The following is a 23,785-nucleotide window of genomic DNA, read 5'->3' on the forward strand; positions in this document are numbered from 1 at the left end:
CACATATCATGGAATCAATTAAAAATAATACGCCGCTTAACATTATGGTGTTTGGCGCTGCCGGAGGAATCGGGCGTCACTGCGTCGAAATAGCGCTGGCAAAAGGTCATTTAGTTACCGCGGTGTTACGTACTCCTTCAAAATTAGCTTTAACTCATCCAAACCTTCAACTGGTAAAGGGTGATGTGACAAACCCCGCTTCATTCAAAGACCATCTGGAAGGAAAGGATGCGGTAATATCTACGATTGGTGTAAACGGTGGGTTTGGAAAAGATAAACCAACAACACTATATTCTTTGGGCGCTCAAAACATTTTGGCTTCAATGGAACATACCGGCGCTAATAGGGCATTTTTTATTTCTGCATCTGCACTGGAGGTAAGCCCTGTGGTTCCGTTTTTCGTGAGGCTGCTGATCAAGTATGTGGTACAGAAACTCCTCAAGCACATGTATGAGGATTTAAGACGAATGGAAACTATTATAAAACAAAGTGCCATTAATTGGACGATCATGCGCCCGCCGCAGTTAACAGATCAACCTTTAACTGAAAATTACCGGGTTGCAATTAATGAATATTTGAAAAATGGTTTGAAGATTTCCAGAGCCGATCTCGCACATTTCATTATCACCTCAATAGATGAACCTGTCACCTTTAAGGCTATCGTAGAAACTGCCTATTAATTACTATTCTGCTTAATATTTTGTCCTAATGCTAAAAGTCAGTACGGCCGCCAATAACAATAATGATATCAAAAAAGCCCCTAGTAGGCAATTCTATTTAGATTGGATTAAGACGATCACCATCTTGATTGTTTTTCTTTTCCATGGAGGTCGTTTCTTCGACAGTGACGACTGGCACATCAAAAATGCAACGGTTTCCCCTGTTGCCGATTTTGTGTTGTTTCTATTGAAGCAATGGATGATGCCCTTGTTTTTTTTCGTTTCTGGAATTAGTACATTTTATGCCCTTGAATTCAAATCTTCTCAAAGGTTTCTTAAAGATAGAGTTATCCGAATTCTAGTACCGCTCTTATTCGGAATATTTATCCTTTCACCCCCTCAGGTTTATTTGGAACGTTTGACTCATCATCAATTTCAAGGGAGCTTGTGGTCTTTTTTACCTCATTTTTTTTCTGGCTGGTATGCGTTCGGCGGAAACTTTGCCTGGATGGGATTGCATTTGTGGTATTTACTCTTGCTGTTTATATTTTCGATCTTATTAATGCCCCTGTTTTTGATTCTTAAAAGGAGCAATAGCAATCAAGCGGGTTCGCCCATATCTTTTTTCGTGTTTGCAGTATTACTGCTTGCAATACCGGGTTGTTTGCTGCCCCTTGACAACATCTTCCTTAATCGGGGATTTGGTGGCTGGGGTCTGATTGAGCATCTGGTCGTTTTTTTAGCCGGCTACCTCTGCATTAAATTCAACGCGCACCGAACGATAGTTCGTTATCGCTTTTTCTTTCTTTTAACTACTGTTGTAGCATCGTCAGCGATCAGCTACATGTTCCTGAATCGCCTATTATTTGAATTCGGGACAATTGGTTACGACTTGAAAATGACCTTAAGAAGCTTTGTTTGTTTTTCCTGGATATTCGTGATCATTGGATTTGCTGAAACCTTTGTGAATAAGTCAAATTCCTTTTTGAAATATAGTACGGAAGGTATTCTTCCTTTCTATATCATCCATCAGCCGATCATGCTTGCGGTAGGATTGTTTATAATCAATGAACCTGTCTCTATATTCATCAAGTACATGCTAATCATATTTATCAGCTTCCTCTTGATAGCGATGATATACGAGTGTTTCATAAAAAGAATTGGCGTACTCCGATTCCTATTTGGAATGAGCCCTAAATCAAAAAATAAATAATACAATTATATGTCTGAAAAATTAGCGAACAAAGTAGCCGTCATTACTGGCGGTACAAGCGGCATTGGTCTTAGCATAGCTAAAAGATTCGTGCAAGAAGGCGCAATGGTCGTAATTACTGGGAGGAAGCAATCAAAAATAAACCGGTCATTGTCCGAAATTGGTGGAGGGGCTGTTGGTATGGCAGGTGATGTTTCAAATCTTGCAGATCTCGACCGGATATATGGTATAATAAACGAGCAGTTTGGAAAGATAGACGTTCTTATCGCCAATGCCGGGGTTTACCTTTTAGCGCCGGTTGATGTATTCAGCGAGCAGCAATTTGAGAAACTTACAGATATCAATTTCAAAGGGACGTTTTTTACCGTACAAAAAGCTTTGCCGCTCTTGAAAGAGGGCTCTTCAGTGATCCTGATATCCTCGACGGTAAGTCAAAAAGGCGCCCCAAATCATTCGGTCTATGCAGCTACGAAAGCCGCCGTGCGGTCTTTGGCAAGAAGTTTTTCAGCAGAATTAGTGGAGCGTAAAATCCGCGTCAATGTATTAAGTCCGGGCCCTATTGACACACCGGTCTTTGAAACTGTTACTGGCAGTGCAGAGGAGGCAGATGCCTTTAAGGCGATGATGGGAAGCGTTACCCCTGTTAAACGAATGGGAAGTTCAGCGGAGGTTGCTGCAGCAGCATTATATCTCGCTTTAGATGATTCCGCTTTCATGCTTGGCGCTGAAATTTTATTAGATGGAGGTATAAGAGATCTATGACCAGATGATTTGTACTGTACTAGAAAGATAGAGCCTTAACTCACTATTGGAAACCTTTGGTGATAAAAATGCTGATGTTTCCCGACCGTTTCTAAAATCAGTTCTTTAGGCCCGGCAACAGATGAAAAATTTAGAAGCATGAATACTTCGGATGAATTGGATTTAAAAAAAGAATTTCAACTTGAAAGGATAATACTTTTTAGTGATGCGGTTTTTGCTATTATCATAACGATAATGGTTATCGAACTTCATTTGCCTGACGCAATTCGTAATAAGTCGCCGCAAGAATTTCTACTGGAATTCAAAAAGGTGTATATTCAATTACTAGGATATGGACTGAGCTTTTTTTTTGTAGCCTTGTTTTGGACAAAACATGTGAAGCTTTTTCGATTTTTAAAGGACTACAACGCTACATTGCTCGCACTAAACCTCTGTTTTCTTTTTTTATCTCCTTGTTTCCTTTTGCGGTAAGTACAATGACAAATTTTGAAAGATTGGACAGCATCCAGGCTCGTTATGGATTTGTTGTTTATGTAGCCGTAATTCTAATATGTCAATTGGCTTTCACGGTGCTTAATGCTTATATAATCGGTCAAAGACAAAAATTGTGTTTTGAGCCTGACAAAATTGAAATTGTTTTAAAATGGAAAGCCCTTCGCTGGAACTTTGTCCTATTGCCGCTAACATTATCCGGCTTACTAATCATAAACGTATATCAGTTGCATATTCAGTTTATGGCGTATTTAATTGCAACGTATGACGTAGCATCGGCATGGCTTGATCAGCATTACTTTTCTCGTAGAGGAGGTTTTTCAGTTAAATAACGAACATATAGTGATTGTCCCTATTTCGGACGTCATCATCTTTGCCAGACACTCAATCGACTTACCTTCATGCCCTATTTCCTCGAAATCACAGTATTAGGTGAGATACTGGCTTTTTTCTTCATCCTGATAAGTTTGGGTTCAGTTACTCTTAGGAATTATTGTCAAAATCTTTTTATAACGAGGCCAAATAGCTATCGCGATGGATGAGGATTTGCCATATAGTGGGCAAGAATTGTCACAAAACTTGAAAAGAACATGTGTTAGATCAAACTTGCTCCGCAAGCAGCGGCTTAAAAGGTCACATGGCGAGCCGGTCATCTTACCGCATAATGCGATTCTTTCAGAAACTCAGCTACTGCTTTATTATAGCCTACGTCACCAAATGTCGCTTGTATAGGACTACTAATAATGCGTTATTTAACAAACCACTAAATCATGCGGATAACTAAATAGAAGTGCTAAGATTTGATATTTCTATAACGAATAGGGCTTCCTTTCCTGTAACTTATTATCCGCAGCGTTCTCTAAATTCGCCTGAAATAAACATATCATAGCGGTTCCGCTTGCGAGGATCCTGACAATGCTTAAAAAATTAAATAACATAGTTTTGTGGGGGATCAGATTAGCATATTGACTGATATCTGTAAACGCTGTCTTCATATCAATGCCCTTTACGATATAGACAGTGATGATAAAAGATAATTCTTGTAGTAGTATGGCATATAATAGGCGTTTCCTGAAAATAAGCACACGACGCCTTGCAATAATATAGGCAATAATCGTTGTCACCATTCCCAATGGGTTCCAAGGAAGATAATAGATCATAGGACTGATGACTAAATAGAAATCCTTCCAAAAGACCATACGCGCCGGCGAGTTACCAAGCATTTTAGGACCGTATACGACGCCTTCATAAAGGATCCCAAAAAATCCTAGCGCGATACCAAACAATGCGAAGGCTAAAAGTAATTTAAAGAGTTTGCTGTTCATTTTGTATGTGTTTTTAGGTTAAAAGGCCAATTCAAGTATGTTATGGTTATAGGGTAGTTCGAGTATTTCGATGTCAATCACTTTCAATAATTTATCATCCTGTTGAGCAGCTTTCTTGGCATGTACCAGATAAGCCAGCCGGATGAGATTTACTGCAGGTCGTACATCACTGTCTTTCTTTATTGCATACGTTATTGCTTTCCCCGGAACGAACGTGTGTTGTTTTGCCAGGTTCTGATTGATCAACTCTTTTACAAGTTTTTGATTAAAGAGGATGTCCAGGTCGCCATTCCAGTGAATGTGTGCGATTTCCTTGTTGTTTAAATCAAACTCCCGTCCGCCAAGCGCATGTGTCTTCGCACTTATATATGGCCATGCTGAGGTTGATACCTCGACCTGCTTAATCAAGTGCCTGATCTTGGGTCTGGAAATGAAGAAGTACAGCTGATAAAAGAAGACGGGGTTTGGTATGATCATAGAATAATAATTACGATTTTCTATAGTAAAACAAAATTACTACCTTTTGGTTTAATTATTTGAAATTTAATTCCATATGGATGTAATTATTTTAGGTGCAGGACCAACTGGCTTGATGTTATCGAATCAACTTACCCGCTTTGGGATCGATCATATGATTATTGATGCGAAGTCAGGCCCGACGGACCAGTCAAGGGCTTTGGTGGTGCAAGCCCGCAGCTTGGAGATCTATGAGCAATTAGGAATTAGTGACAAAGTCATCGCAGGGGGGCAAAAGAACGATGGCATCAACTTCTATAAACATGGAAAGATCGCCACTTCTGTAACACTGATCCGAAGCGATGAAAAATCAACACCCTTTCCATTTCTCATGATGTATGAACAAAGTAAAAATGAACAGCTTCTTTACCAGCATTTGCAGGATCAAGGCAGAACTGTAAAATGGAATTCCCGGGTAACGAAGATCAGCAAGTCGGGAACATCATACCAGCTAAGTATCACAGAGAACGGTATTGAGAGTTCTGTCGAGTGTAAATACCTGATCGGCTGTGACGGAGGGAAAAGCCTGGTGAGGGAATTTTCCGGCGTGGAATTTTCCGGCGGATCATACCTGAATGTATTCTTCGTAGCAGATACACATATCAAAGGTTTTTCTTCCGATAAGCTTTCCATCTTCCTGAAAAAGGATGGCTTGAATATGCTGTTTGCCATGAAAAGTACTGACCATTTTCGCGCTTTAGGTATTCTTCCTAAACCATATTATCATCAGCCTGATCTGCCGTTCCAGGAAGTGCTCGACAAAATGAAAAGTGACATGGAAATGCCGCTGGAGTTTTATGATACCAACTGGCATTCTACTTACAGGTTGCACCATAAGAAAGTTACTGTATTCGGAAAGGATAATCTGTTTCTTGCCGGGGATGCCGCTCACGTTCATAGCCCCGCTGGCGGCCAGGGTATGAATACCGGTTTACAAGATGCTTATAATCTTGGATGGAAACTGGCCTTAGTTCAGCAGGGTATCGCGGGTCGAAAACTACTCGAAACTTACGACGAGGAACGAAATCCAGTCGCAGAAGATCTGCTTCACACCACGGATCGGATATTTTCGGCAATGTCTACCGAAGGTTCCTGGTATACTTTTTTTAGGATGTATTTTATACCGGTTTTTATCGGTTTTATCACCAGTTTCAGGGTTGTAAGAAGAAGTGCTTTCAAACTGCTCTCGCAAATCGGTGTCAATTACAAATCGTCGTCACTTTCAAAAGGTAAAGCGGGTAAAATTAAGGGGGGACTTAGACTCCCTTACTTTCACATAGATATGGACGGTAGAAACCGATCGATTTATCAGGTCATTAAGGAGTATAGTAAAACCCCGTTCACCATATTGGTATATCAATTAGATATTATTCCTCTTCAATCACTAAATAAAACCCTTTACACAGTGATTGAGATTCCGTACAGTATTGATAATGACAAAGGCCTGAAACGTAGTGGATTCTCAGGGGCTTTCATGCTGTTAGTTCGGCCCGACAATTATATCGGGTATATAGATGGTAAGGTAAACATTGAAGCTTTTAACTTTTATATGGAAACCGCCTATTATTTGAAAAATCCATCACAGGTTTTGATAACAACTTAATTGTAGTCACGAATCAGTCGAACCTAGAGGTTTATGGCATAATGTCATCCGGAAGCAACAACAACGAATAATTCTAAATAAATATTGTTATTATAACCAAAAGGTATAATTTTATATAAAATATTACCAAAAGGTAATAATTAAAATTTCTCATCAGCATCCATTAGAATTCACCTGTTATAATTATTTGTCAAATGAAAGAAAATCAAAACGTCAAATACTGGCTGGTTAAAGGATTCATCAGCCTATTCATCCTTTTTAGTGCGTATATGACTCATGTAAATGCGCATGATCACCTGATGCTAGGTTTCCCCAATTATTTCAGAGTCGAGTTGATAACTGCAAAAGTCATAGGGGCGATTGTGTTGTTAATACCTGGCATTCCTTTAAGAGTAAAGGAGTGGGTATATGCAGGCTTTATTATTTCGATGGTATCAGGCCTGATAGCGCATATCTCTACACATGACCCGATTGGGAAAATAGTGTTTGTGCTGGTTGATCTCTTGCTGATACTGCTTTCGATCAGATATGTTTCCAAAAAAGATTATAACAACAATCGTCAATATCACAAGAGTACGCTTACGGAAAGTCTTTAACGGCAGCAGGCCATATACTGAAGATAATATCAGCGTTAGCAAGAATCGGACATCATTTTCTATGTGAACTTTTGTGCCATAGATTAAATATGGGAAAATTATCAACTACGTCATTCCAATTTCAATCATAGCGAAGCGAATGCGAAAAATCAGAAAATGTGAGGAGAGTGACTTGATTACCATTTGCAAAATCATCAATGATGGCGCAACTGCCTATCAAGGAAAAATACCGGAAGTATTCACTAATAAAGTGTATATGGATATGAAGCATCTTAAGTCCGATATCCAAGCAGGGGTGACATTCTGGGCTTTGGAGGATGACGACGGAATCAAGGGCGTTATGGGTCTTCAAAACATATTGGATGTGATGCTTATTCGTCACGCCTATGTCCGGACAGATAGCCAGGGAGAAGGCATCGGCAGTGCGTTGCTTACATACCTTCTTGCCTTGATATCAGGCCGTATTTTAGTAGGAACCTGGGCTGCTGCTCATTGAGCGATAGCATTTTACAGACGTCACGGATTCATTTTAACACCGCAAGCGGAAAAGGATGCTTTACTGGAGAAATATTGGGAAGTGTCAGAAAGCCAAAAAGAAAGTTCGGTAGCCGAAGGTCTTTATCTCCCACGGAAAAAACAAAAAAATCGTGGAACAATTGAAGGAGATATTAACATTTGGACAGTTTGACCTAACGATATCAGTCGAAAAAGAATCTACTGCTATTTCAGTTCCTGATAAAGTGTTTTCTGATATGCGAGGTTGTAATGCCGCTGTAATACATGTTGAAGGAGAAAGAGAGTTGTTAGATCAACAAGGAACGACACATTACATTATAAACGAAAATGTGTTGATCGAAATAGGTGCTGCTATTGCTTTATATGGAAAAAAATTTATTCTCCTATGTGAACAATCAGTTAAATTACCTTCTAATCTACAAGGGTTGTATCGTTGTAATTATGAAGGTAAAGAATTAAGCTATGATGCGACGATGAAACTTTTGAAAGCTTTTAACGAATTTAGAAATTCATAAATAATTTCATGAAAAAACAAAGCCCCTCATAATAAAGGGGCTTTGTTATTACATCTTATTACCATTCAACCTCCTTATTCCTCTATCATATCCTATCTGATTCATCACTGACTTATACAAAAGCATATCCTTCTTAAACTTCACTTCTTTATCCTTTCGTTCCTCTTGTCTTCCTTCATGCTTAATGATTATTGAACCAGCAATAGTTTGAATTTTTAACCACAAATATTCTGTTAAAAATGGCTGTTCTTCCATCTCCAGAATTTCATTTGCATAAGTAATGACTGTCTCATTCGATTCATTTTTTCCAATGTAGTATTTCATAATTTGTATTTGAGTTATGTTGCTCAAGTACAATGATTTATGAAGGAATGTTTCAGAAAAAATAAAAGATTTTGAGTATATTTGTAATGCTTAAATTGCAAATTATCAGCGTTTAATCCTTGTCCAAATAAGCGGATCATTACCAAATATCTCATGTAAACCATCACCGGCTAGCGCCATGGCGTTGATCCCGCTCTGGCTTTTCTTTTTCTTCCATTGGCTATCATCAGGCGTCGGCGCAATATTGATATCGCCGCTATTGTCCAATTTTCGGGGTAAGCAGTTGGCCTCGGGTGGTATATCTCACCGATAAAGGGGCGCTATACCAAAGGCAAATCACCCGCAAAGTAAAAGAGGCGGTGAGCGATACCGCAGCCGAGGTGACCGATAAAAAATCATCTTCCCTAAAAAAGCGGCGAAAGTAGCAACGGACGCAGTGATCAAAGATTAATCGTATGAAAAGAGGCCAAGCATTGATTGGCATTGCGGCAGCTGCAGGCATTGCCGGGGTCATGTAAGCCCTTTGGCCGAAAAGAACATTCCCGGCAGCGCTATAGTAGACGCGTTCGATAAAGAGAGATTTTTGCGTAAATGGAATAAAATTGCCCGCCTGCCTAACTTGATTGAAAGGATCTGCGCGATCTAAGCGAAGAATATTCGCTGAACGAGGGCGGAACGATTCAAGTCGTTACCCGCCTTCAATCCTGTCGGAAATAAAGCGGTAGAGGCTACGGGCACCATTAATTTGAAGGCGCTCAAACACGCGGCCAGTCGGAGGTAGCTTATTTCCTGCCGATCTACCTCAATTATAATATTTTGGATATCGACGACGATTATCAATATGCTTTGGTTTCTGGCAGGGCATGGGGTTACCTGTGGTTATTGTCGCGCGAAAGCAGCATGCCCGAGCAAATGAGACAACGGTTTTTACAAAAGGCTATTGGCCTGGATTTTGAGATCAGTAAACTGGAATGGATGGATTATTAATTTAAATCATTATGAAAACAGCGCTGCAACAATTGCCGCAGCAGCACATCGGGCGGCAAACTGATTTTACCCACGAAAAAAAATTCGATACGCTGGATGCCGTGCATAAAGCCTTCCACGCAGCTGCCGGGCGAATGCTGTCGGTGAACAACTGGCAGGATTACGGCGGCGCCGGTTCGGCAAAGTTTACGCTATGCAATAACCAGGGTCAGGAATTAACAGTGATGGCCGAAGAAGGCTTTTTTATCAGTATCAACCTGCCTGGCCCGGGGCCGGATGCCGGCGGCGGTGTCGAGTGGGTGCAGGTTGAAAAGCTGGCTTCCGAAGGCGGTCCACATACGGCCGAGGAATATATATTGATGACGTTACGGCCGGTAGCCGATCCGCGCGAGGCGGCTGGGGAAATCGCGCATTTTTACACGGACCAATCGACAAATACCTTTATTGTACGCCGAGATGGCCTGGTGTTAAGTGCAGGGGCTCACGGCCGGAACGAAACTCCGAATAATGAAGCGGTCGACCTGCATGACAAAGTCCGCAATACGGCCATCGCACTGATGGCCCGGGTGGGATTGTCCGGCGGACAGTGGCAGAAACTGGTGAACGGTTTGATCGAGTACGAGGAAACAGCATAGCTTTTTAGAATTGATTTTAATTTTAGCTTTATACAATCAAAGATAATTGCCCCCTGCATATCGACCTGATGGAAGCGGTCGATACCTTTAAAGATTAAAACAGTTTGCTGCAACCTGGACGACAGAACTATAACTGTAAATTAATCGCGCGGGAAATATTTCAGCTTAAGTTTTGGAGGAAAAGATAGTAATAAGGTTGAACTATTCAGGTCACTGCTGTTCGCTGCACTGATTTGCTTGCTACTATGGGCTTTTATGGATAACCGATCCTGTCCAGCGCTTGCCCTGCAAGGCATAAACAATTGCTGCTAACCGGGACGTTGCTGTGGATTACGCTGGTGCTGTCTGGTAGAAACAGAGATGATGACTGGGCTGGTGAATTCTAATGCTTTGTCCACCACTTTAAAGGAAATTCAATCTCGTCTACCGAGTCCACCACAAGGTGTGGCCGGTAGCCATATTTGGTCAGTTGTTCCTTGTCTGTGATCCCGGAAAGTACGAGTATCGTTTTAAACCCCATATAAATACCGCCGATAATGTCGGTCTCCATCGTATCGCCGATCACGGTGACATCTTCAGGCTTCAAACCCATATATGCCGCCGCCGAACGCATCATGACAGGACTCGGCTTGCCGATCACAAAAGGTTCGCGCCCGCTTGCTTCTTCGATCATGGCCGCCGTAGCTGCAATACCCAGGTTATTCCAACCTTCCCGGCGCGGCGACGGGTCACGGTTCGTGGTGATAAAGCGGGCGCCTGCCAGTATCATGTCAACCGCTTTGTGGACTTTATCTAAACTGAATTTCTGCCCTTCACCAAGAATAACCAAATCTGGCTTTTTATCTACCATGCGGATGCCTGCCTTTTTCAGGCTTTTCAATAAACCGCCTTCACCTAAAACGTGCACGCTGCAATCCGGGTAATGTTCCCTCAGGAAGGTAGCTGTTGCCATTGCGCTGGTATAAATATGTTTTTCAGTCACTCTGATACCCAACTCAGCCAGTTTTTCTACTGCATCAGCGCGGCTTTTGGAGCTGTTATTAGACAGAAAGGTAAAGGGTATTCTCTCCTTCAGCAAGCGTTTGACAAATACATCTGCCCCCTTTATTAGTTCTTCGCCGGCGTAGATCACGCCATCCATATCAATCATTAATCCATGCTTCATAACAGCCTTTTTTTCTGCTTCTTTCAATAGACATCGATGATTTTAAGACATCGATGATTTTACTTATGTGGCCTGCTGTTCAAGAAAACCGATCAGGTTTTCTTCCAGCAACTCCGCGTTATAATTGCTTTCTGCTGCCAACAGTGTAACGGTCAGTTCCACATCGGTTACAGCGATATTCAGCGCAGGGCCGTCGATCACTTCGGGGAAGGATACATTGATCTCGTTGAATACATGTGCGTATTCAATAGCGAGGTTTGAATCAAGCTCGCTGTTGATATAATCCGCGAACCCGGTTTTTAAGAAGTCAAACAGCTTTTCTGGACTGAGGGGCCGGGCATTTTTAATTGTTGCCATAGGTATAAATAAGCACCGGAGGCGAATTAAGTTTTAACTCCGGCAACTATATTATGTGCGAAATGTTATAAGCTTGTGAAAATAGCTACGTACAACATTAACGGTATTAATGGACGGCTGCCCAATTTGCTGCGCTGGCTGGCGGAGGCCAAGCCAGATATCGTTTGTTTGCAAGAATTAAAATGCGAAGATAACAGATTTCCGGAGCGGCCGTTACTGGAAGCCGGTTACCACGCCATCTGGCAGGGACAAAAAAGCTGGAATGGTGTAGCGATATTGTCCCGTTACGGCGAGATTCAGGAAACCCGGCGCGGCTTGGACGGCGACCCGGATGATACGCACAGCCGTTATATTGAAGCCTTCGTCAACGGCGTAGTGATCGGCTGTTTATACCTGCCTAACGGTAATCCCTTTCCCGGCCCTAAATTCGATTATAAGTTAAAATGGATCAGGCGGCTGAAGGCGCATGGTAAAAAATTGCGTGGATTTGGCCTGCCGGTAGCGCTGATCGGCGACTATAATATTATGCCGACCGATCTGGATACTTACAAACCCGAGAAATACGCGGAAAATGCTTTGTTCCGGCCCGAGGTCCGCCAGCTTTGGCGAGAGTTACTCAAAACAGGCTGGACGGATGCCATCCGTACCTTGTATCCTGATGAACGTGTTTATAGCTTCTGGGATTATCTCCGGAATGCTTATGGCCGCAATGCCGGTTTACGTCTGGACCACTTTCTTCTTGACCCGGTGATGGCGCAACGCTTACAATCGGCAGGGGTGGATAAAGCCGTGCGCGGCTGGGAGCATTCTAGTGATCATGCACCCGTATGGATTCAGCTAAAGAAGATTTGATCATGCCGGACCAGCCAAGCTACCTCAATTTCGATAACGGCAAATACGCATGGAAACCGGATATTGACTACCGGGAGCATCCTGACCAATACCGCGTGGGTAAAGGTGAACAGGGCGTGCTGATCTGCGAACCTTATAAAAGCGAGATCGGCCAATACTGGCGTTTTAAAACGGAAGCCATCGCCAAGGAAAGCAGTTTAAAAATATATGAGATATTCTCAGCATACCTCGCCGACGGTGATTTTGTGGGTGCGGACATGGCCCGCAAATATCTGCAGATGGGCTTCACCCGCGCACGTCGCTACGCCAATTATAAGGGTGGTAAAAAATACGATCAGGAAAATAACTACAGGCAGTTAGAGAAAGGCACCGGCGACGATGAGAAAGCAAGAGCTGCCGCCGTTTTTTTCAGCAGCTGGAAAAAGGCCGAAGCCAACGAGCACTATGCCCGTCTAAAAAAACAGTGGAAGCATGAAAGGGGTTAAAAAAACAAACCTGCCCCAAAAGATCTGTGCCACCTGCGGGAAACCTTTTTCCTGGCGCAAAAAGTGGGAAAAGGTATGGGCTGAAGTTAAATACTGCTCGGAAAGATGCAGGCGTGGCCAGTAATCGTTCAACTATTCCCGCTACAGTTTCCCGGGTTTTTTATTAATCGCTTGAGTTTACTTTCGCAAAACTTTGATCACACTGCCGGCTACGAGGCCGCCAAAAGTATACCAGGCAACAGTCAGAATTTTTGTTTTAACTGTCCGCGTTACCGGCTCATCATTCAGGCCCACTGGCTTCGTGAGCGTTAAAGCGCCAACACCTGCCACAAGTCCGGTTATTGCGCCAATATAGGGCAACTGCTTTCTTTTACCGGTACCAATCATACTGTAATAGGCGGCATTGCTGATCAGGTCAGCAGCCATCGTTATCATAAATAACTTATCGCCCGTTGGTGCCGCGATGCCTGCCTTTTCCAGTCCTTTCGTCATAGCTTCTTCGCCGACCAGATCGACGCGGGGCGCATCATGATCGAATTTTTTGACCGCCTGGTGCAGGATATTCAAGGCGACGGTCCCGGCGATCCCGCCGATAATACTGCTTGCTAATCTCTTCATATTATTTGAATGTGGCCTGCGCCTTTTTTAGTGTTTTTTCAAGGTCTATGCCTTCGCCCAACACGCCATAAAATAAGTCGCCTGTTTCTTTCAGGCGGTCAAGCGCATTATGAATATTGAAATGCTGGATGGTCAGACCCGGTTTGACCTCATCCCAGCTCAGCGGCATGGAAACGGTAGCGCCTGGTTTTGGCCGGAGTGAATATGGGCCGGCAATTGTGGCACCGGGACGGTTCTGTAAAAAGTCCAGGTACATTTTGCCTTTTCGCGCGGCGATACTACGTTCCAAACTGGTATAATCCGGAATCTGCTCATGTACCTGCTTGACAATAATATTCGCAAAAATCTGCGATTGCTGGTAACTGTATTTTCCAGCTAAGGGGATATAGATGTGCATACCTGTAGAACCCGAGGTTTTCGGATAGCTGGGCACTTCAACCGCATCTAAAACGCCTTTAACGATCCGGGCAGCTTCTACCACCTGGTCATAGGTGTGTTTGTCCGGGTCCAAATCGATCACGCAGTAATCAGGGTTGTCCGGTGTTTCAGCCCTGCTGAACCAGGGATTGATCTCGATACAACCTAAAGAGTTCATCCATAACAAACTGGCCTCATCCGTGCCCACTAAATACTTGGTGACCTTGCCCTCATCCGTGACATGGTCAAATGTTTTAGCCCAGTCCGGTGCTTTGTCAGTTACGTTCTTTTGGTAGAAGCTCTGGCCGTGAATGCCGCCGGGAAAACGGTTCAGCGACATGGGCCGGTCCTTCAGGTAGGGCATCATGAGCTCACCTACCTTGTAATAATAGTTCAGCATATCACCCTTCGTTACCTTGTCTTCCGGCCAGTAGAGTTTAGTGACATGGTTGAATTTGAGTTCGTGACCACAAACTTTTTTGGTTTGGGTATCTTCCGTCGGATTGAGCAGGGTTTTGCGTTCCGTGTTTTTTACCGGCTCCAGTTTAAGTTCACTTTTTTTAGTTTTGGTGGTTTCTTTTTTGGCTGGTTTTGCTTTTGCTTCCGCGACGGTTTCTTCGGTATCGACAGGTGTCTCCAGTACCACGTTAGTGGCTTTTTTATCCGAACGCATGCCCTTAAACGAGGCCTGCCGGAATACGCCGTCACTGGTCACCTCGGCAAAACCAACTTCGCAAACCAATTCGGGTTTAAGCCAGGTTGGTTTGGCGCCCATACGTTTTGGGCGGAAGCGGGTGGGTTTGTCTACATCCACTTCATAGTCAAAAGGGCTGTTCTTAGTGATGAGCGGCTTGAACTGCTCCATCATCTCCTTTTGCAGTTTATCGGAAAAGCCTGTACCAACCTTACCCACAAATTGCAGGTCACCGTTATTATCATAGACCCCCAGTACCAGTGCACTGAAGGATTTGCCGGTAACTTCATTTTTGGTAAATCCGGCGATGACTACTTCCTGTCTTCTTTGTACTTTGACCTTCAACCATTCCTTGCTGCGCAGGTCGGACGTGTACACGCTGTCGGCTTTTTTGGCGATGATGCCTTCCAGCCCCATGCGTTCAGCAGCGGCAAAGAAGTGTATGCCATTCGCATCAAATACTTTGCTCTGGCGGATATGGTCGTTGTCAGTTGGTAAAATCGATTGCAATATGGCCTGACGTTCACTGAGCGGCAGCCCCATCAGATTCTTGCCTTCGTACCACAAAATGTCGAAAATGTAGAACACTAGGTTACCGTCCGCTTCGCTGCGCCAGTTCTGCATAGCGCCGAAATCGGAAATGCCTTTGTCGTTCAATACTAATAGTTCACCATCCAATACGGCATTCATGCCCCATTTTTTCAAGGCATCGTTGATGGGATAATATTTTTCGAACGGAAGATTATTGCGTGAAATGAGCGAGACTTCATCCTTTTGAATATTAGCAATAGCGCGGTAGCCATCCCATTTGACTTCGAACAGCCAGCCCGGTTCGTCAAAAGGCTCGTCCACCAGGGTGGCTTTCATGGGTTTGATATTGGCCGGTACTTTGGATTTAGGAGCTGCCTTTAAAATTTTTGCAACATCTGCTTTAGTGGTTTCCGGTTCTGCTGTTTCTACTTCTTCAGCCAGTTCCTGGTCAGGTACCACATCTTCTTCATGCCCATGCTGCCAGACCTTTTCACTGGTCTTTTCCATGGTTTCGATGGTTTTACCAGAGAGTACAGACTTATCTTTTTTTGTGATATCCTCGCTGGTCGCAAATTCGTCTTTGTGCTTGATCATCAGCCAGCCGTTCTCACCCATGCCGTGGGTTTTGACCATGGCGAATTCACCGTTGAGTTTTTCACCGTGCAGTTTGATCTTCAGCTGACCTGAGGCCAGTTGCTTGAGTAAGTGTTTTTCCTGAGCTTTCTTGCCTTTGATCGGTTCGATCGGTTCATAGGTACCTTCGTCCCAAACGATCACCGTGCCGCCACCGTATTCGCCTTTGGGAATGATACCTTCGAAGTTGAGGTAGTCGAATGGATGATCTTCGACCATCATTGCCAGGTGTTTTACTTTTGGGTCCAGGCTGGGGCCTTTCGGCACGGCCCAGCTTTTGAGTACGCCGTCCATTTCCAGCCGGAAGTCATAATGCAGACGCGAGGCATCATGCTTCTGCACCACGAAAATCAAATGGTCTTTATCCTTGCTGGCCCCGGCTTTTGGCTCGGAGGTCTTTTTAAAATCCCTTTTCTTGACGTATTCCTTTAAGCCCATCCCGGTTTTTTTTTACTTTGATCTGCTGACAACAAAGCCCCTTTCGGGGCTCATGCAAATAATCACAATTACTTACTATTTGATCTTTTTTTCGACCGCTGATCGTTGATTGCTGCCAGCGTTCTTTTTGGCGTCTTCTACCTTTTTAGGCGTTGTTCCCGTTTTCTTTGCTTCGTATTTCAATTCATGTGGTTGCTCGGATACCGAATGCCTTTCCACTTTTGTCCCTCTTGTTGCCATAGTTTTGATTGATTTTAGATGTACCTGATTAACAAGCTTATTCCGGTATGGTTTTAACTTGTAACTAAAGAATTGTCTTAATTCAATATTTGCACAACTAAAAGTCCCGGCGCTTGTTGCACTACAAAATAGCTCCTATGAAAAATCCATTCCATAAAGAAAATAATACCGGGATCATCGTCGGCGCCATTGTTGCCGGAGCTTTAGCGGCCGGTGCGGGTATCTGGTTCTATCTGCGCGGCAAACGTGCTGCCGAGGCAGAAGCTTACCGCCACGAGCACGCCCAGGATTACCTGAAAAACAAACAAAAGAAAAAGAAAAAGCATAAAACGGGCCTGGATGAGCTGGAGGATATCGTACAGCACCAACAGGCGACGCACGAAGTATAAATGAGCTGGACCTGCCCGAAATGTGACCGTGAACTTCCCTGGGCTGACTACCGGCATTATTGCCGGCGGGTCAGCCTGGATAGTTTATTCGAAGGACGTTCACAGGAGCTGGTATTGGTATTTGATAAGATATTGGCGGAAGTGGCCGACTGGCCAAAAGTGCTTATCGGTGTGACCCCGAACTGCATCGTCTTTACCCGGCGCGTCGGTTTCCTCATCATCCGGCCCATGAAAAAATGGCTGGACATTAAATTCTATTCGGCAGTAGCGCACCCGGAGAAACCTGTTATCAAAAGCGTGGCTGTAGGCCGGAAATTCGCTAACCATATCCGGCTGACCACAACGGAAGACCTCCGGCCCGGCCTGTTCAAATATATTCGCGAGTCATATGAACTGAAGTGATTACACTTAATATTTTCTTTGCTAAAGCCATTAACAACCGAGAACAATATCTAAGCCATTTTTGTCGGTTAATTTATACGTAAAATTTTATCTCACATTTGGTTATTTCGATAGAAATCCTGATCTTTAGGTTGTATGGTTTGAGGACCTGATCCCGGTCGACTTGCGGTGGAGTGCATTTGCACCGTTCTTCTGCGCGACTTCATCGCTTTCAGCTTTTTAAGCTAACCGCCATACCTGCTGAAAGTGACTTCCTATGAAAAAGATTTTGTTGCTGGACGACAATCTGGACATCGTTCAGATCGTCGAAGAAGTGCTGGCGTATGAACAGTACGAAGTGAAAAGCACGATGCAAGGCGCGGGCTTTCTCACCCTGATCGAAAGTTATTCACCCGATTTGATCATAATAGATTACCGTCTGTCGGATGCCAACGGTGGTGAACTGTGCGCAGCGATCAAGTCGCATGCGCGATTTCGGGATATTCCGGTTATCATTTTTACTGCTTATATGCAACCCGGTCTCGACCTGCGCAAATTTGGCTGCGATGCAGTTATTGCAAAACCGTTCGATCTTGACGAATTATTGACGGCTGTGCAGTCCCTCACTGGCGGTGAAAGTTTGCAGGAGGCTTAACTGACCACCGACAATTGATGATCTCTTAAAGGTCCGGTTCTTCGTAACTTTCGGTAAACACAGCAAGGTAAGCCTGCTCCGCTAAACTAAGCACTTGTCCATCGAAGTGCTTTAAGCCATTATGATCGAATATAAATTTCCCCAGGTAATCAGGATTTTGTTCATCTGGCAGATCATCTGCCGGAGTATCTTGTTCCAATAGCTTCGGTGTGGGTGACGCGATATGCAGGACGTAGGTACAGCCTTTTACAGCGTTATCCCAATTCGTGTCGCTGGACAGATCAGCCTGAATGAAAGTCAGCCGTTCATCAGCTTCAACACCACCTTATCGCTACGCGAACTGGAAAGCGATGGCCTGATCACGCGCACGGTCTTTGCCGAGATTCCACCGCGGGTGGAGTATGCGCTTACGGAATTAGGAACTGAACTTTTACCCATTTGTGATCAGATCCGCCTTTGGGGTATAAAACATAAGGAGTCCGTTGCAGTTGTTCAGTGAATTTCTTAATCGCCGGGCCGATCTGCAAATACTGATGACGCGGCTAGGTCATAGCTGTGTTTTTGCGATGCTTCAACTGAAGTTGATGGACATGCCGCCGTCGATGACATAGTCACCTCCGGTGATATAGGACGCATCTTCTGAAGAGAGAAAGGATACCAGCTCCCCGATTTCGCCGGGTTCGCCATATCTTTTCAGTAAAACTTTTTGGGCTATCGTATCCGCAAACTTTTCGAGTGCGGCAGCCGGGGCGCCGCTTTTTCCAAATATCGGCGTGCTGAACGGTCCGGGCGATATGGCATTAACGCGGATGCCTTTAGGAGCTAATTCAATGGCGGCAACCCTTGCCAATGATTTCAGCGCCGCTTTGCTGGCACTGTATACGGACCTGTTTTGCGTACCCTGTGTAGCGCTGAGTGCTAATATGAAGATCACGGAAGCACCACTTTCCATGAGCGGTAAAAATTTCTGCAAGGTGAAAAAGGCACCCTTAAAATTGATATCCATAATTTGGTCGAACTGCGGTTCACTGACTTCTTCGATAGTGGACATATACATTACACCGGCATTGATAACCAGCGAATTTACGTGGCCGAATTGTTTTTTTACCTGATCTGCCAGTTGACTTAAGTCTGCGATATTTGATTGGTCGGCGACAATACCTGTGGTGCCCGGGCCTAATGTCTGCTCAGCTTCTTTAACAGCGTTTTGACTTCTGCCGGTGATCACCACTTCGGCCCCTTGCGCGATCAGTTCCTTTGCTATTCCATAACCGATGCCGCTATTTCCTCCGGTAATGACGGCAACTTTATCTTTATGCTTTTTCATACTTTTAAACTGTTTTACGCTCAGCGCCGAAAACGATAAATAGAAGGCTACAGTCCTTGCCCGAACGGTTGTGCCAGCTATGGAAGGTTCCGTTGGTCACCATCATGTCGCCGGTTGTCATTGTCACTTCTTGTAACTGGCCGTCTTCGCCAGGGTATCCGGCGGTTACTTCGCCACCGAGCACAATGGCTAGATCGATGCTGTCAGTGCGGTGCATTCCCTCGCTTTCACCGGGTATCATGGCTGGTGTACCCATGTCAATCGGGCCGGATGTTCTGAGCTCGCCTGGCCGTTTATCTGTTTCAGGTGGCAGCGTAAAAAGGTCAACGCGCACTCCGCCGGGAGGGCCGAATATGCCCATTTGCTGGTATTCACCGAGCACTTGTTCCGGCCTCAAGGGGAGATCGGGAACCTGGTCGAATCCCCAAATATTGGTGAGGAAGTCAACGGTAGCGGTATCGAAGGTATCTGTTCTGGTGGCTACGCCGTTTTGACCTTCTGCTGTAATGATTCTTTTGATTTGCATGGTTTATTTAATTTTCTCCAGGCTTACTGTTATTAGCTTTTGCATCTCCTTTTTAAGATCGTCGTCAAGTTGTTTGGTCTGCATGAACTGAAGCTCATGAACTAGTTGATCGATCATGATGCTTTGCTGTTCGTAAACCCGGCATAGAGAACAGCAGGCCAGGTGTAACTGCAAAGCCATCTCATAACGCATAGTGATGCCGCCGATCTGTTTTTTCTCGATCAGAAACGTCGCCCTTTTACAGTTAGAGATGATTTTCATGAAGCCTATTTGTTGAACCGGTGGATCGCTTCGTAGGCATTATCCTGATAGATGGTGTTTTTAAGATCGGTGTAGAACGTGCTTTGGTCAACCACGTCGCCAGACAATTTACCTGCTCTACTTGCATAAAATACACCGCTTTGATAGCGATCTTCCGAAACTCCGTCCACCAGGCGTTTGACACCTGTTTCTAAACTATGCACCATATCGCCCAATAACGGAAATACAATAGGCATCATGATGTATTTCAACATAAAGCGCATCGGCGCGGGCAAACTATCCCGCGCATTAGTTCCCTTCGTGTTCCCGGGACTCATCACCACAAATTTGAGCTGGGGGTATTTCCTGGCCATGGCTAAGGTCCACATTGTTCCTGCATATTTTACATAACCGTAGGCTTGGGTTACATCGAAATGTTTGCCGAAATAGGATCCGTCAAGAACGCCGGCGAATTCATCTGCTGAGGAAGTTTTCATAGCAACTGGTTTCATGCCAAGACTTTTTACCCCCGGAACAGCTTCAGCACTGACAAACAGCACCGCTTTTTTTAACAAATCTCGTTTGATCAATTCCTCCACGACTACAACATTGCCCAAGATATTGGTAGCGGCCAATTGATTCATACCGGACGGCGTAATTTGAGCCGCAGTTTTTCCCACCATTCCACCTGCATTTAAAATCACCGCATCGATGGGTTCCTTTATTTGTGCTACGGCGTTTATCACCGAACTGGCATCTGCAACATCGCCAATGACTATTTCAAAGATATTTTTATCGGTTTGCGCCTCAAGTTCCTTTTTTGCCTCCTCGGCTTTAGCCTGGCTTCTACAAAAAAGAATGACCTTTCTGGTTTCTTTTTTCATGGCCAGCTGCCGGGCAGCCTCTTTACCAAGCCCGGCATTCGCGCCGATAATTAAAATGCCTTCGTTCATTTTTTTATTTCGATTATACAATAGTACGACTATCGAAATAAAATGATAGTAGGAATCGTTTTTTTTAGATTCAGATGACATTGTTCGTATTTAAAAAAGTACGGACTTCGAAATATTCAGCTAAAAATCATTTGTTCATCGAAGCAGTAAGCTGTATGAGATTAGCGATCAGGATTGCTTGTTCTGCTTCGCTCAAATGGCCTAAGACCTTGTTGGCCATGATCTCCTTCTGGTTGTTGAATTCTTTATAGGATGCCTTTCCTTTCCGGTCAAGCTCAACTTTTACCACCCGCCGGTCGTCTTTCGAATTATAGCGTAAGAGGAACTTATTAACGACCAGCTTATCGACAATGGTAGTTAATGTGCTTAGGGGGGCTTGTAAATAGTCAGCGATGTCACTCATTTTGACACTTTTTTTCCCGCCGATAAAATCAATCATGAATAATTCTTTCTCATTAAGGTTACCGCAGATCTTGCCACAACGCTCGGATTCAGTCTTTATCGCACTGCTCAAATTGTACATGGCAAAAATGAATTTTTCCGCATTTGGCGCTTCTGCTATCATAATTTTCTGAACTATATTTAATTTAAGCTACGAAAATAGGGGATTAAATCAAAGATCACGCGATCCTTCGTCCCACCTTTTCCATATAATCCTTATCAACGTGTTCTGAAACTAAAATGCCTCAGGTTAAGAATCCATGTCTAAGGCGTATGGTTTGCAGTTTTTGAGTAGCGTATCAAGCGCTCCTAATAATTTGTTTAAATCAAGCGTTTCGTCCCGAAATACTACGGTATTATTGAAGGCATTATAACCTCTGTGCGTATGCATGGGGATATGGCCGAATATCCCGCTGTTTAAGTGAGGGTTCATCGCTAAATCTGTGTAGACGCCTTGCGCGTTAAACTTAAAATACTCATGTACGCGCTCATCGTAATGCGCAAAATGATTACGAAATGACCGATTGGAAAGCGGGTTACGCTCATCAACTTTGAGTAGCTGCCGTAATTCCACCCCGCACTGTTTATACTTTTTGTCCGGCCAAAGAATTTTAGAGACAATTCCTACGGATACCAGTATGGATTGAATCGAACACCAGGTTTCTATATGATCAAAATGATCATGGGTTGCCCGCAAACGTTCAGCAGCTCGCTTTGCGATTTGAGACTGTAGCACGATCTCACTTATGAGTGTCATTTCCTGAAGGCCGTTCATTTTTTTAAATTGTGAAAAGTTTAATTGTTCAATTTCTAAGAACAAAATAAAAGTTGGCCTACGCAGCCTATTTGCGCACTACTAATTTGCCAATTTTTTAAGAAAAAAAATACATCTGTTAATCGGTCAAAGCGCAATTTACACGTAGTCGAAACGATTACATTAATGATGCAGCAGATAGCCAATAAGCAGGCCTAATACAATAGCAACGATCACCGCCGTCCAATTAATATTGCTTTTCTTTTCCAGTTCTGCGATTTGACGCTCGTATAGTAGTTGCTTTTCCCGTTGCAGCAAGGTTAAGCCACTGATCTTTTCATCGTAAACCTTTTGCATATCGGCGGAACTTTGCTTTTTGAGTTCCTCCAGGTTTTTGACCTGCTCTTTCAGGTTGTCGATCTCTTTCTGGTATCCGGCGGATAATTGTTTGGTGACCGACTCTACCAGTTGCGCCCGTGAATGCTGCGCTTCTTCAATGGTGTGGTTATAGGTGTCGTTCAGGAACTGACCGAACTCAGAGGGGGTAATGAATGCCTTATCTGCTACTTTTTGTAGCAGTGTTACGTCATCTTTATGGCCAATGGCAGTTATAAATAGCGGGGTTAGCTTTATCGCCTGTTCGGCGATGCTTATCTTATTAAATATGTCCAGGTTTTCACCGCCTCCCCGTGATACGACGATAATGTCGGTGCCGCTCTGATCCAATTGCCGGATCGTATTGATGATCTCCATTTCTGAACTGAGGTTGATGCGATAGAATTCTAATTCATAAAAGGCAATGGATTCGCGCAATTGGTGTTTGATATCGTTGTCGATAATTGCTGTTTTGCCGATGATGACGCCGATCTTAAAGGGGTGTTCCAGCAGGATCTGTTCCTTGATCCAGCCCTGCACGTCGCGGAAGCCTGCTGCTGCTTTCGCCTGTTGAAGCTCAATGCGCTTCAGTTCATCATCTGAATACCTGTTTTGGGTTTGTCCGACTAATTCGGTTACCGTTAGCTGGATCTCGATGCGGCTGGCGTTGTTCACCACTCTTCGGGTGATGTAGCCATTGATCGTTACGGTCTTGTTGTGTTGCAGCTCGTTCCTGATCAGGGCGGGCACCACCAGCGTGATCTGCGCATCCGTTGATTCATCCCGCAGGCTATCATAGTAGCTGCCGTTATAGAAAGCGCCTTTACCCATTACGAAGATACCCCGCAACTGGATGATCCGCTGTGTTTGTTTCAGCGAGATCGAATTGTTGAAAATATTGAGTACCGCTGCCGGTGAATAGATAATGGCTTCCTGGTTTTCCATAAACTGTAAAAATACCAAAAATATCCGTGGGCCATTTTAAGAATTGAGGGAAGCTGCCCGGTTCCCCGGTCACCGCGCTTTCCGCTGTATCTTTTTCTTCCCCGAAAAAGGATTAAACTCAGCCGTAGAGTCGCCTCTACGGCTGGTCTTCAGAACCGTGCATGAAAGTTTCCCTTCACACGGCTCCTCGTACGTTAATCATTTATATGAAGCAAGCTGTCTTTCC

At 44.1% G+C, this 23,785-nt stretch carries 34 protein-coding genes and 1 pseudogene; 18 read left to right on the forward strand and 17 right to left on the reverse strand.

All coding sequences use genetic code 11. The features are described 5' to 3' along the window. Window positions 1-8 precede the first annotated feature (8 nt). The 5 genes from GSY63_RS07095 (at window position 9) to GSY63_RS07115 (ending at window position 3,458) form a co-directional block, all read left to right on the forward strand. The gene (locus GSY63_RS07095; RefSeq protein WP_166585094.1) at window positions 9-680 is read left to right on the forward strand and encodes an NAD(P)-dependent oxidoreductase; all 672 of its coding nucleotides are present in this window, start codon (window positions 9-11) and stop codon (window positions 678-680) included. A 28-nt stretch (window positions 681-708) separates the two neighbouring features. Continuing rightward, complete coding sequence (locus GSY63_RS07100) at window positions 709-1,872, forward strand: acyltransferase family protein (RefSeq protein ID WP_166585095.1); 1,164 nt, start codon at window positions 709-711, stop codon at window positions 1,870-1,872. A 9-nt stretch (window positions 1,873-1,881) separates the two neighbouring features. Continuing rightward, window positions 1,882-2,634: an SDR family oxidoreductase gene (locus GSY63_RS07105; RefSeq protein ID WP_166585096.1), complete on the forward strand. Its 753-nt coding sequence runs from the start codon at window positions 1,882-1,884 to the stop codon at window positions 2,632-2,634. A 138-nt stretch (window positions 2,635-2,772) separates the two neighbouring features. Continuing rightward, the gene (locus GSY63_RS25175) at window positions 2,773-3,105 is read left to right on the forward strand and encodes a TMEM175 family protein (protein ID WP_166585097.1); all 333 of its coding nucleotides are present in this window, start codon (window positions 2,773-2,775) and stop codon (window positions 3,103-3,105) included. Between the two features lie 5 nt (window positions 3,106-3,110). After that, window positions 3,111-3,458 (forward strand): hypothetical protein, encoded by a 348-nt coding sequence (locus GSY63_RS07115; RefSeq protein WP_166585098.1) that lies wholly within the window; start codon window positions 3,111-3,113, stop codon window positions 3,456-3,458. A 477-nt stretch (window positions 3,459-3,935) separates the two neighbouring features. On the opposite strand, the gene GSY63_RS07120 is transcribed toward GSY63_RS07115, so the two are convergent. Continuing rightward, entirely contained in the window at window positions 3,936-4,451 is a 516-nt protein-coding gene (locus GSY63_RS07120) for a hypothetical protein (protein WP_166585099.1), read from the reverse strand. Between the two features lie 18 nt (window positions 4,452-4,469). Beyond that, window positions 4,470-4,928 (reverse strand): luciferase domain-containing protein, encoded by a 459-nt coding sequence (locus GSY63_RS07125; RefSeq protein WP_166585100.1) that lies wholly within the window; start codon window positions 4,926-4,928, stop codon window positions 4,470-4,472. 76 nt (window positions 4,929-5,004) lie between these two features. Here GSY63_RS07125 and GSY63_RS07130 point away from each other — a divergent pair, with 76 nt between their 5' ends. The 4 genes from GSY63_RS07130 to GSY63_RS07145 all read left to right on the forward strand — a co-directional run bounded on the left by GSY63_RS07130 (window position 5,005) and on the right by GSY63_RS07145 (window position 8,197). Further along, window positions 5,005-6,570 carry an FAD-dependent monooxygenase gene (locus tag GSY63_RS07130; protein WP_166585101.1) on the forward strand — a complete coding sequence of 522 codons (1,566 nt, stop codon included), beginning with the start codon at window positions 5,005-5,007 and terminating at the stop codon, window positions 6,568-6,570. Window positions 6,571-6,764: 194 nt separating this feature from the next. Further along, window positions 6,765-7,166, forward strand: a complete 402-nt coding sequence (locus tag GSY63_RS07135) for a DoxX family protein (RefSeq protein WP_166585102.1) — start codon at window positions 6,765-6,767, stop codon at window positions 7,164-7,166. Between the two features lie 139 nt (window positions 7,167-7,305). Further along, the gene (locus GSY63_RS07140) at window positions 7,306-7,662 is read left to right on the forward strand and encodes a GNAT family N-acetyltransferase (protein WP_208094482.1); all 357 of its coding nucleotides are present in this window, start codon (window positions 7,306-7,308) and stop codon (window positions 7,660-7,662) included. A 124-nt stretch (window positions 7,663-7,786) separates the two neighbouring features. After that, a complete protein-coding gene (locus tag GSY63_RS07145; RefSeq protein WP_317168550.1) occupies window positions 7,787-8,197 on the forward strand; it encodes a TIR domain-containing protein in 411 nt (136 codons plus the stop codon). 48 nt (window positions 8,198-8,245) lie between these two features. On the opposite strand, the gene GSY63_RS07150 is transcribed toward GSY63_RS07145, so the two are convergent. Together GSY63_RS07150 and GSY63_RS07155 are read right to left on the reverse strand one after the other, a co-directional pair. Then, on the reverse strand, window positions 8,246-8,521 hold the full coding sequence (locus GSY63_RS07150) for a hypothetical protein (RefSeq protein ID WP_166585104.1): 276 nt from the start codon (window positions 8,519-8,521) through the stop codon (window positions 8,246-8,248). 105 nt (window positions 8,522-8,626) lie between these two features. Then, window positions 8,627-8,788 (reverse strand): hypothetical protein, encoded by a 162-nt coding sequence (locus GSY63_RS07155; RefSeq protein ID WP_166585105.1) that lies wholly within the window; start codon window positions 8,786-8,788, stop codon window positions 8,627-8,629. 513 nt (window positions 8,789-9,301) lie between these two features. Between GSY63_RS07155 and GSY63_RS07160 the strand changes: the two are divergent. Both GSY63_RS07160 and GSY63_RS07165 read left to right on the forward strand, forming a co-directional pair. Then, window positions 9,302-9,508, forward strand: a pseudogene (locus GSY63_RS07160) (lipocalin family protein); the annotation flags it as partial. An 11-nt stretch (window positions 9,509-9,519) separates the two neighbouring features. After that, window positions 9,520-10,143 carry a hypothetical protein gene (locus tag GSY63_RS07165; RefSeq protein WP_166585106.1) on the forward strand — a complete coding sequence of 208 codons (624 nt, stop codon included), beginning with the start codon at window positions 9,520-9,522 and terminating at the stop codon, window positions 10,141-10,143. Window positions 10,144-10,525: 382 nt separating this feature from the next. On the opposite strand, the gene GSY63_RS07170 is transcribed toward GSY63_RS07165, so the two are convergent. After that, a complete protein-coding gene (locus tag GSY63_RS07170; protein WP_243749173.1) occupies window positions 10,526-11,335 on the reverse strand; it encodes an HAD-IIA family hydrolase in 810 nt (269 codons plus the stop codon). Window positions 11,336-11,371: 36 nt separating this feature from the next. After that, entirely contained in the window at window positions 11,372-11,665 is a 294-nt protein-coding gene (locus GSY63_RS07175) for a hypothetical protein (protein ID WP_166585107.1), read from the reverse strand. Between the two features lie 75 nt (window positions 11,666-11,740). On the opposite strand from GSY63_RS07175, the gene xth reads away from it, so the two are divergent. From xth to GSY63_RS07190, 3 genes are read left to right on the forward strand one after another with little or no spacing between them, the layout of a single operon-like run. Further along, complete coding sequence (gene xth / locus GSY63_RS07180) at window positions 11,741-12,517, forward strand: exodeoxyribonuclease III (protein WP_166585108.1); 777 nt, start codon at window positions 11,741-11,743, stop codon at window positions 12,515-12,517. Next, window positions 12,493-13,002 carry a DUF4385 domain-containing protein gene (locus GSY63_RS07185; protein ID WP_243749174.1) on the forward strand — a complete coding sequence of 170 codons (510 nt, stop codon included), beginning with the start codon at window positions 12,493-12,495 and terminating at the stop codon, window positions 13,000-13,002. Before xth ends, GSY63_RS07185 begins: the two co-directional genes overlap by 25 nt. Then, window positions 12,989-13,126: a DUF2256 domain-containing protein gene (locus GSY63_RS07190; RefSeq protein WP_166585109.1), complete on the forward strand. Its 138-nt coding sequence runs from the start codon at window positions 12,989-12,991 to the stop codon at window positions 13,124-13,126. Before GSY63_RS07185 ends, GSY63_RS07190 begins: the two co-directional genes overlap by 14 nt. A 53-nt stretch (window positions 13,127-13,179) precedes the next feature. Here GSY63_RS07190 and GSY63_RS07195 read toward each other — a convergent pair whose 3' ends face one another. The 3 genes from GSY63_RS07195 to GSY63_RS07205 all read right to left on the reverse strand — a co-directional run bounded on the left by GSY63_RS07195 (window position 13,180) and on the right by GSY63_RS07205 (window position 16,573). Then, window positions 13,180-13,620, reverse strand: coding sequence for a hypothetical protein (locus GSY63_RS07195; RefSeq protein ID WP_166585110.1), 441 nt, complete (start codon window positions 13,618-13,620; stop codon window positions 13,180-13,182). 1 nt (window position 13,621) lies between these two features. Then, window positions 13,622-16,333: a DNA ligase D gene (gene ligD / locus GSY63_RS07200; RefSeq protein WP_166585111.1), complete on the reverse strand. Its 2,712-nt coding sequence runs from the start codon at window positions 16,331-16,333 to the stop codon at window positions 13,622-13,624. Between the two features lie 75 nt (window positions 16,334-16,408). After that, the gene (locus GSY63_RS07205; protein ID WP_166585112.1) at window positions 16,409-16,573 is read right to left on the reverse strand and encodes a DUF3606 domain-containing protein; all 165 of its coding nucleotides are present in this window, start codon (window positions 16,571-16,573) and stop codon (window positions 16,409-16,411) included. 137 nt (window positions 16,574-16,710) lie between these two features. On the opposite strand from GSY63_RS07205, the gene GSY63_RS07210 reads away from it, so the two are divergent. From GSY63_RS07210 to GSY63_RS07220, 3 genes are all read left to right on the forward strand, one after another. Next, complete coding sequence (locus GSY63_RS07210) at window positions 16,711-16,962, forward strand: hypothetical protein (protein WP_166585113.1); 252 nt, start codon at window positions 16,711-16,713, stop codon at window positions 16,960-16,962. After that, window positions 16,963-17,364, forward strand: coding sequence for a DUF5655 domain-containing protein (locus GSY63_RS07215; protein WP_166585114.1), 402 nt, complete (start codon window positions 16,963-16,965; stop codon window positions 17,362-17,364). Between the two features lie 256 nt (window positions 17,365-17,620). Then, window positions 17,621-17,998, forward strand: coding sequence for a response regulator (locus GSY63_RS07220; RefSeq protein WP_166585115.1), 378 nt, complete (start codon window positions 17,621-17,623; stop codon window positions 17,996-17,998). 25 nt (window positions 17,999-18,023) lie between these two features. Here GSY63_RS07220 and GSY63_RS07225 read toward each other — a convergent pair whose 3' ends face one another. Continuing rightward, window positions 18,024-18,197 carry a hypothetical protein gene (locus GSY63_RS07225; RefSeq protein WP_166585116.1) on the reverse strand — a complete coding sequence of 58 codons (174 nt, stop codon included), beginning with the start codon at window positions 18,195-18,197 and terminating at the stop codon, window positions 18,024-18,026. A 24-nt stretch (window positions 18,198-18,221) separates the two neighbouring features. Between GSY63_RS07225 and GSY63_RS07230 the strand changes: the two genes are divergently transcribed. Beyond that, window positions 18,222-18,497: a winged helix-turn-helix transcriptional regulator gene (locus GSY63_RS07230; RefSeq protein ID WP_166585117.1), complete on the forward strand. Its 276-nt coding sequence runs from the start codon at window positions 18,222-18,224 to the stop codon at window positions 18,495-18,497. A gap of 72 nt (window positions 18,498-18,569) precedes the next feature. Here GSY63_RS07230 and GSY63_RS07235 read toward each other — a convergent pair whose 3' ends face one another. The 7 genes from GSY63_RS07235 to GSY63_RS07265 form a co-directional block, all read right to left on the reverse strand. Then, the gene (locus GSY63_RS07235) at window positions 18,570-19,325 is read right to left on the reverse strand and encodes an SDR family oxidoreductase (RefSeq protein ID WP_166585118.1); all 756 of its coding nucleotides are present in this window, start codon (window positions 19,323-19,325) and stop codon (window positions 18,570-18,572) included. Window positions 19,326-19,329: 4 nt separating this feature from the next. Next, window positions 19,330-19,722, reverse strand: coding sequence for a cupin domain-containing protein (locus GSY63_RS07240; protein ID WP_208094483.1), 393 nt, complete (start codon window positions 19,720-19,722; stop codon window positions 19,330-19,332). A 132-nt stretch (window positions 19,723-19,854) separates the two neighbouring features. After that, complete coding sequence (locus tag GSY63_RS07245; protein WP_166585120.1) at window positions 19,855-20,112, reverse strand: hypothetical protein; 258 nt, start codon at window positions 20,110-20,112, stop codon at window positions 19,855-19,857. A 5-nt stretch (window positions 20,113-20,117) separates the two neighbouring features. After that, on the reverse strand, window positions 20,118-21,044 hold the full coding sequence (locus GSY63_RS07250) for an SDR family NAD(P)-dependent oxidoreductase (RefSeq protein ID WP_166585121.1): 927 nt from the start codon (window positions 21,042-21,044) through the stop codon (window positions 20,118-20,120). A gap of 127 nt (window positions 21,045-21,171) precedes the next feature. Further along, a complete protein-coding gene (locus GSY63_RS07255; RefSeq protein WP_166585122.1) occupies window positions 21,172-21,609 on the reverse strand; it encodes a MarR family winged helix-turn-helix transcriptional regulator in 438 nt (145 codons plus the stop codon). Window positions 21,610-21,735: 126 nt separating this feature from the next. After that, on the reverse strand, window positions 21,736-22,260 hold the full coding sequence (locus GSY63_RS07260; protein ID WP_166585123.1) for a hypothetical protein: 525 nt from the start codon (window positions 22,258-22,260) through the stop codon (window positions 21,736-21,738). A gap of 162 nt (window positions 22,261-22,422) precedes the next feature. Beyond that, the gene (locus GSY63_RS07265) at window positions 22,423-23,577 is read right to left on the reverse strand and encodes an exodeoxyribonuclease VII large subunit (protein ID WP_166585124.1); all 1,155 of its coding nucleotides are present in this window, start codon (window positions 23,575-23,577) and stop codon (window positions 22,423-22,425) included. Between the last annotated feature and the right edge of the window lie 208 nt (window positions 23,578-23,785).

This window comes from Mucilaginibacter agri, assembly GCF_009928685.1.
In the GTDB taxonomy this organism is placed as follows: domain Bacteria; phylum Bacteroidota; class Bacteroidia; order Sphingobacteriales; family Sphingobacteriaceae; genus Mucilaginibacter; species Mucilaginibacter agri.

Excerpts from the sequence above, each read along its gene's own strand:
- GSY63_RS07115 (WP_166585098.1), top strand. The coding sequence starts at position 3,111 with ATGACAAATTTTGAAAGATTGGACAGCATCCAGGCTCGTTATGGATTT.
- GSY63_RS07230 (WP_166585117.1), top strand. The coding sequence starts at position 18,222 with ATGCAGGACGTAGGTACAGCCTTTTACAGCGTTATCCCAATTCGTGTC.
- GSY63_RS07210 (WP_166585113.1), top strand. The coding sequence starts at position 16,711 with ATGAAAAATCCATTCCATAAAGAAAATAATACCGGGATCATCGTCGGC.
- GSY63_RS25175 (WP_166585097.1), top strand. The coding sequence starts at position 2,773 with ATGAATACTTCGGATGAATTGGATTTAAAAAAAGAATTTCAACTTGAA.
- GSY63_RS07175 (WP_166585107.1), bottom strand. The coding sequence starts at position 11,665 with ATGGCAACAATTAAAAATGCCCGGCCCCTCAGTCCAGAAAAGCTGTTT.
- GSY63_RS07220 (WP_166585115.1), top strand. The coding sequence starts at position 17,621 with ATGAAAAAGATTTTGTTGCTGGACGACAATCTGGACATCGTTCAGATC.
- GSY63_RS07245 (WP_166585120.1), bottom strand. The coding sequence starts at position 20,112 with ATGAAAATCATCTCTAACTGTAAAAGGGCGACGTTTCTGATCGAGAAA.
- GSY63_RS07235 (WP_166585118.1), bottom strand. The coding sequence starts at position 19,325 with ATGAAAAAGCATAAAGATAAAGTTGCCGTCATTACCGGAGGAAATAGC.
- GSY63_RS07205 (WP_166585112.1), bottom strand. The coding sequence starts at position 16,573 with ATGGCAACAAGAGGGACAAAAGTGGAAAGGCATTCGGTATCCGAGCAA.
- GSY63_RS07100 (WP_166585095.1), top strand. The coding sequence starts at position 709 with ATGCTAAAAGTCAGTACGGCCGCCAATAACAATAATGATATCAAAAAA.
- GSY63_RS07215 (WP_166585114.1), top strand. The coding sequence starts at position 16,963 with ATGAGCTGGACCTGCCCGAAATGTGACCGTGAACTTCCCTGGGCTGAC.
- GSY63_RS07260 (WP_166585123.1), bottom strand. The coding sequence starts at position 22,260 with ATGAACGGCCTTCAGGAAATGACACTCATAAGTGAGATCGTGCTACAG.
- ligD (WP_166585111.1), bottom strand. The coding sequence starts at position 16,333 with ATGGGCTTAAAGGAATACGTCAAGAAAAGGGATTTTAAAAAGACCTCC.
- GSY63_RS07095 (WP_166585094.1), top strand. The coding sequence starts at position 9 with ATGGAATCAATTAAAAATAATACGCCGCTTAACATTATGGTGTTTGGC.
- GSY63_RS07150 (WP_166585104.1), bottom strand. The coding sequence starts at position 8,521 with ATGAAATACTACATTGGAAAAAATGAATCGAATGAGACAGTCATTACT.
- GSY63_RS07120 (WP_166585099.1), bottom strand. The coding sequence starts at position 4,451 with ATGAACAGCAAACTCTTTAAATTACTTTTAGCCTTCGCATTGTTTGGT.
- GSY63_RS07105 (WP_166585096.1), top strand. The coding sequence starts at position 1,882 with ATGTCTGAAAAATTAGCGAACAAAGTAGCCGTCATTACTGGCGGTACA.
- GSY63_RS07165 (WP_166585106.1), top strand. The coding sequence starts at position 9,520 with ATGAAAACAGCGCTGCAACAATTGCCGCAGCAGCACATCGGGCGGCAA.
- GSY63_RS07255 (WP_166585122.1), bottom strand. The coding sequence starts at position 21,609 with ATGATAGCAGAAGCGCCAAATGCGGAAAAATTCATTTTTGCCATGTAC.
- GSY63_RS07250 (WP_166585121.1), bottom strand. The coding sequence starts at position 21,044 with ATGAACGAAGGCATTTTAATTATCGGCGCGAATGCCGGGCTTGGTAAA.
- GSY63_RS07140 (WP_208094482.1), top strand. The coding sequence starts at position 7,306 with ATGCGAAAAATCAGAAAATGTGAGGAGAGTGACTTGATTACCATTTGC.
- GSY63_RS07130 (WP_166585101.1), top strand. The coding sequence starts at position 5,005 with ATGGATGTAATTATTTTAGGTGCAGGACCAACTGGCTTGATGTTATCG.
- GSY63_RS07195 (WP_166585110.1), bottom strand. The coding sequence starts at position 13,620 with ATGAAGAGATTAGCAAGCAGTATTATCGGCGGGATCGCCGGGACCGTC.
- GSY63_RS07135 (WP_166585102.1), top strand. The coding sequence starts at position 6,765 with ATGAAAGAAAATCAAAACGTCAAATACTGGCTGGTTAAAGGATTCATC.
- GSY63_RS07190 (WP_166585109.1), top strand. The coding sequence starts at position 12,989 with ATGAAAGGGGTTAAAAAAACAAACCTGCCCCAAAAGATCTGTGCCACC.
- GSY63_RS07185 (WP_243749174.1), top strand. The coding sequence starts at position 12,493 with ATGGATTCAGCTAAAGAAGATTTGATCATGCCGGACCAGCCAAGCTAC.
- GSY63_RS07125 (WP_166585100.1), bottom strand. The coding sequence starts at position 4,928 with ATGATCATACCAAACCCCGTCTTCTTTTATCAGCTGTACTTCTTCATT.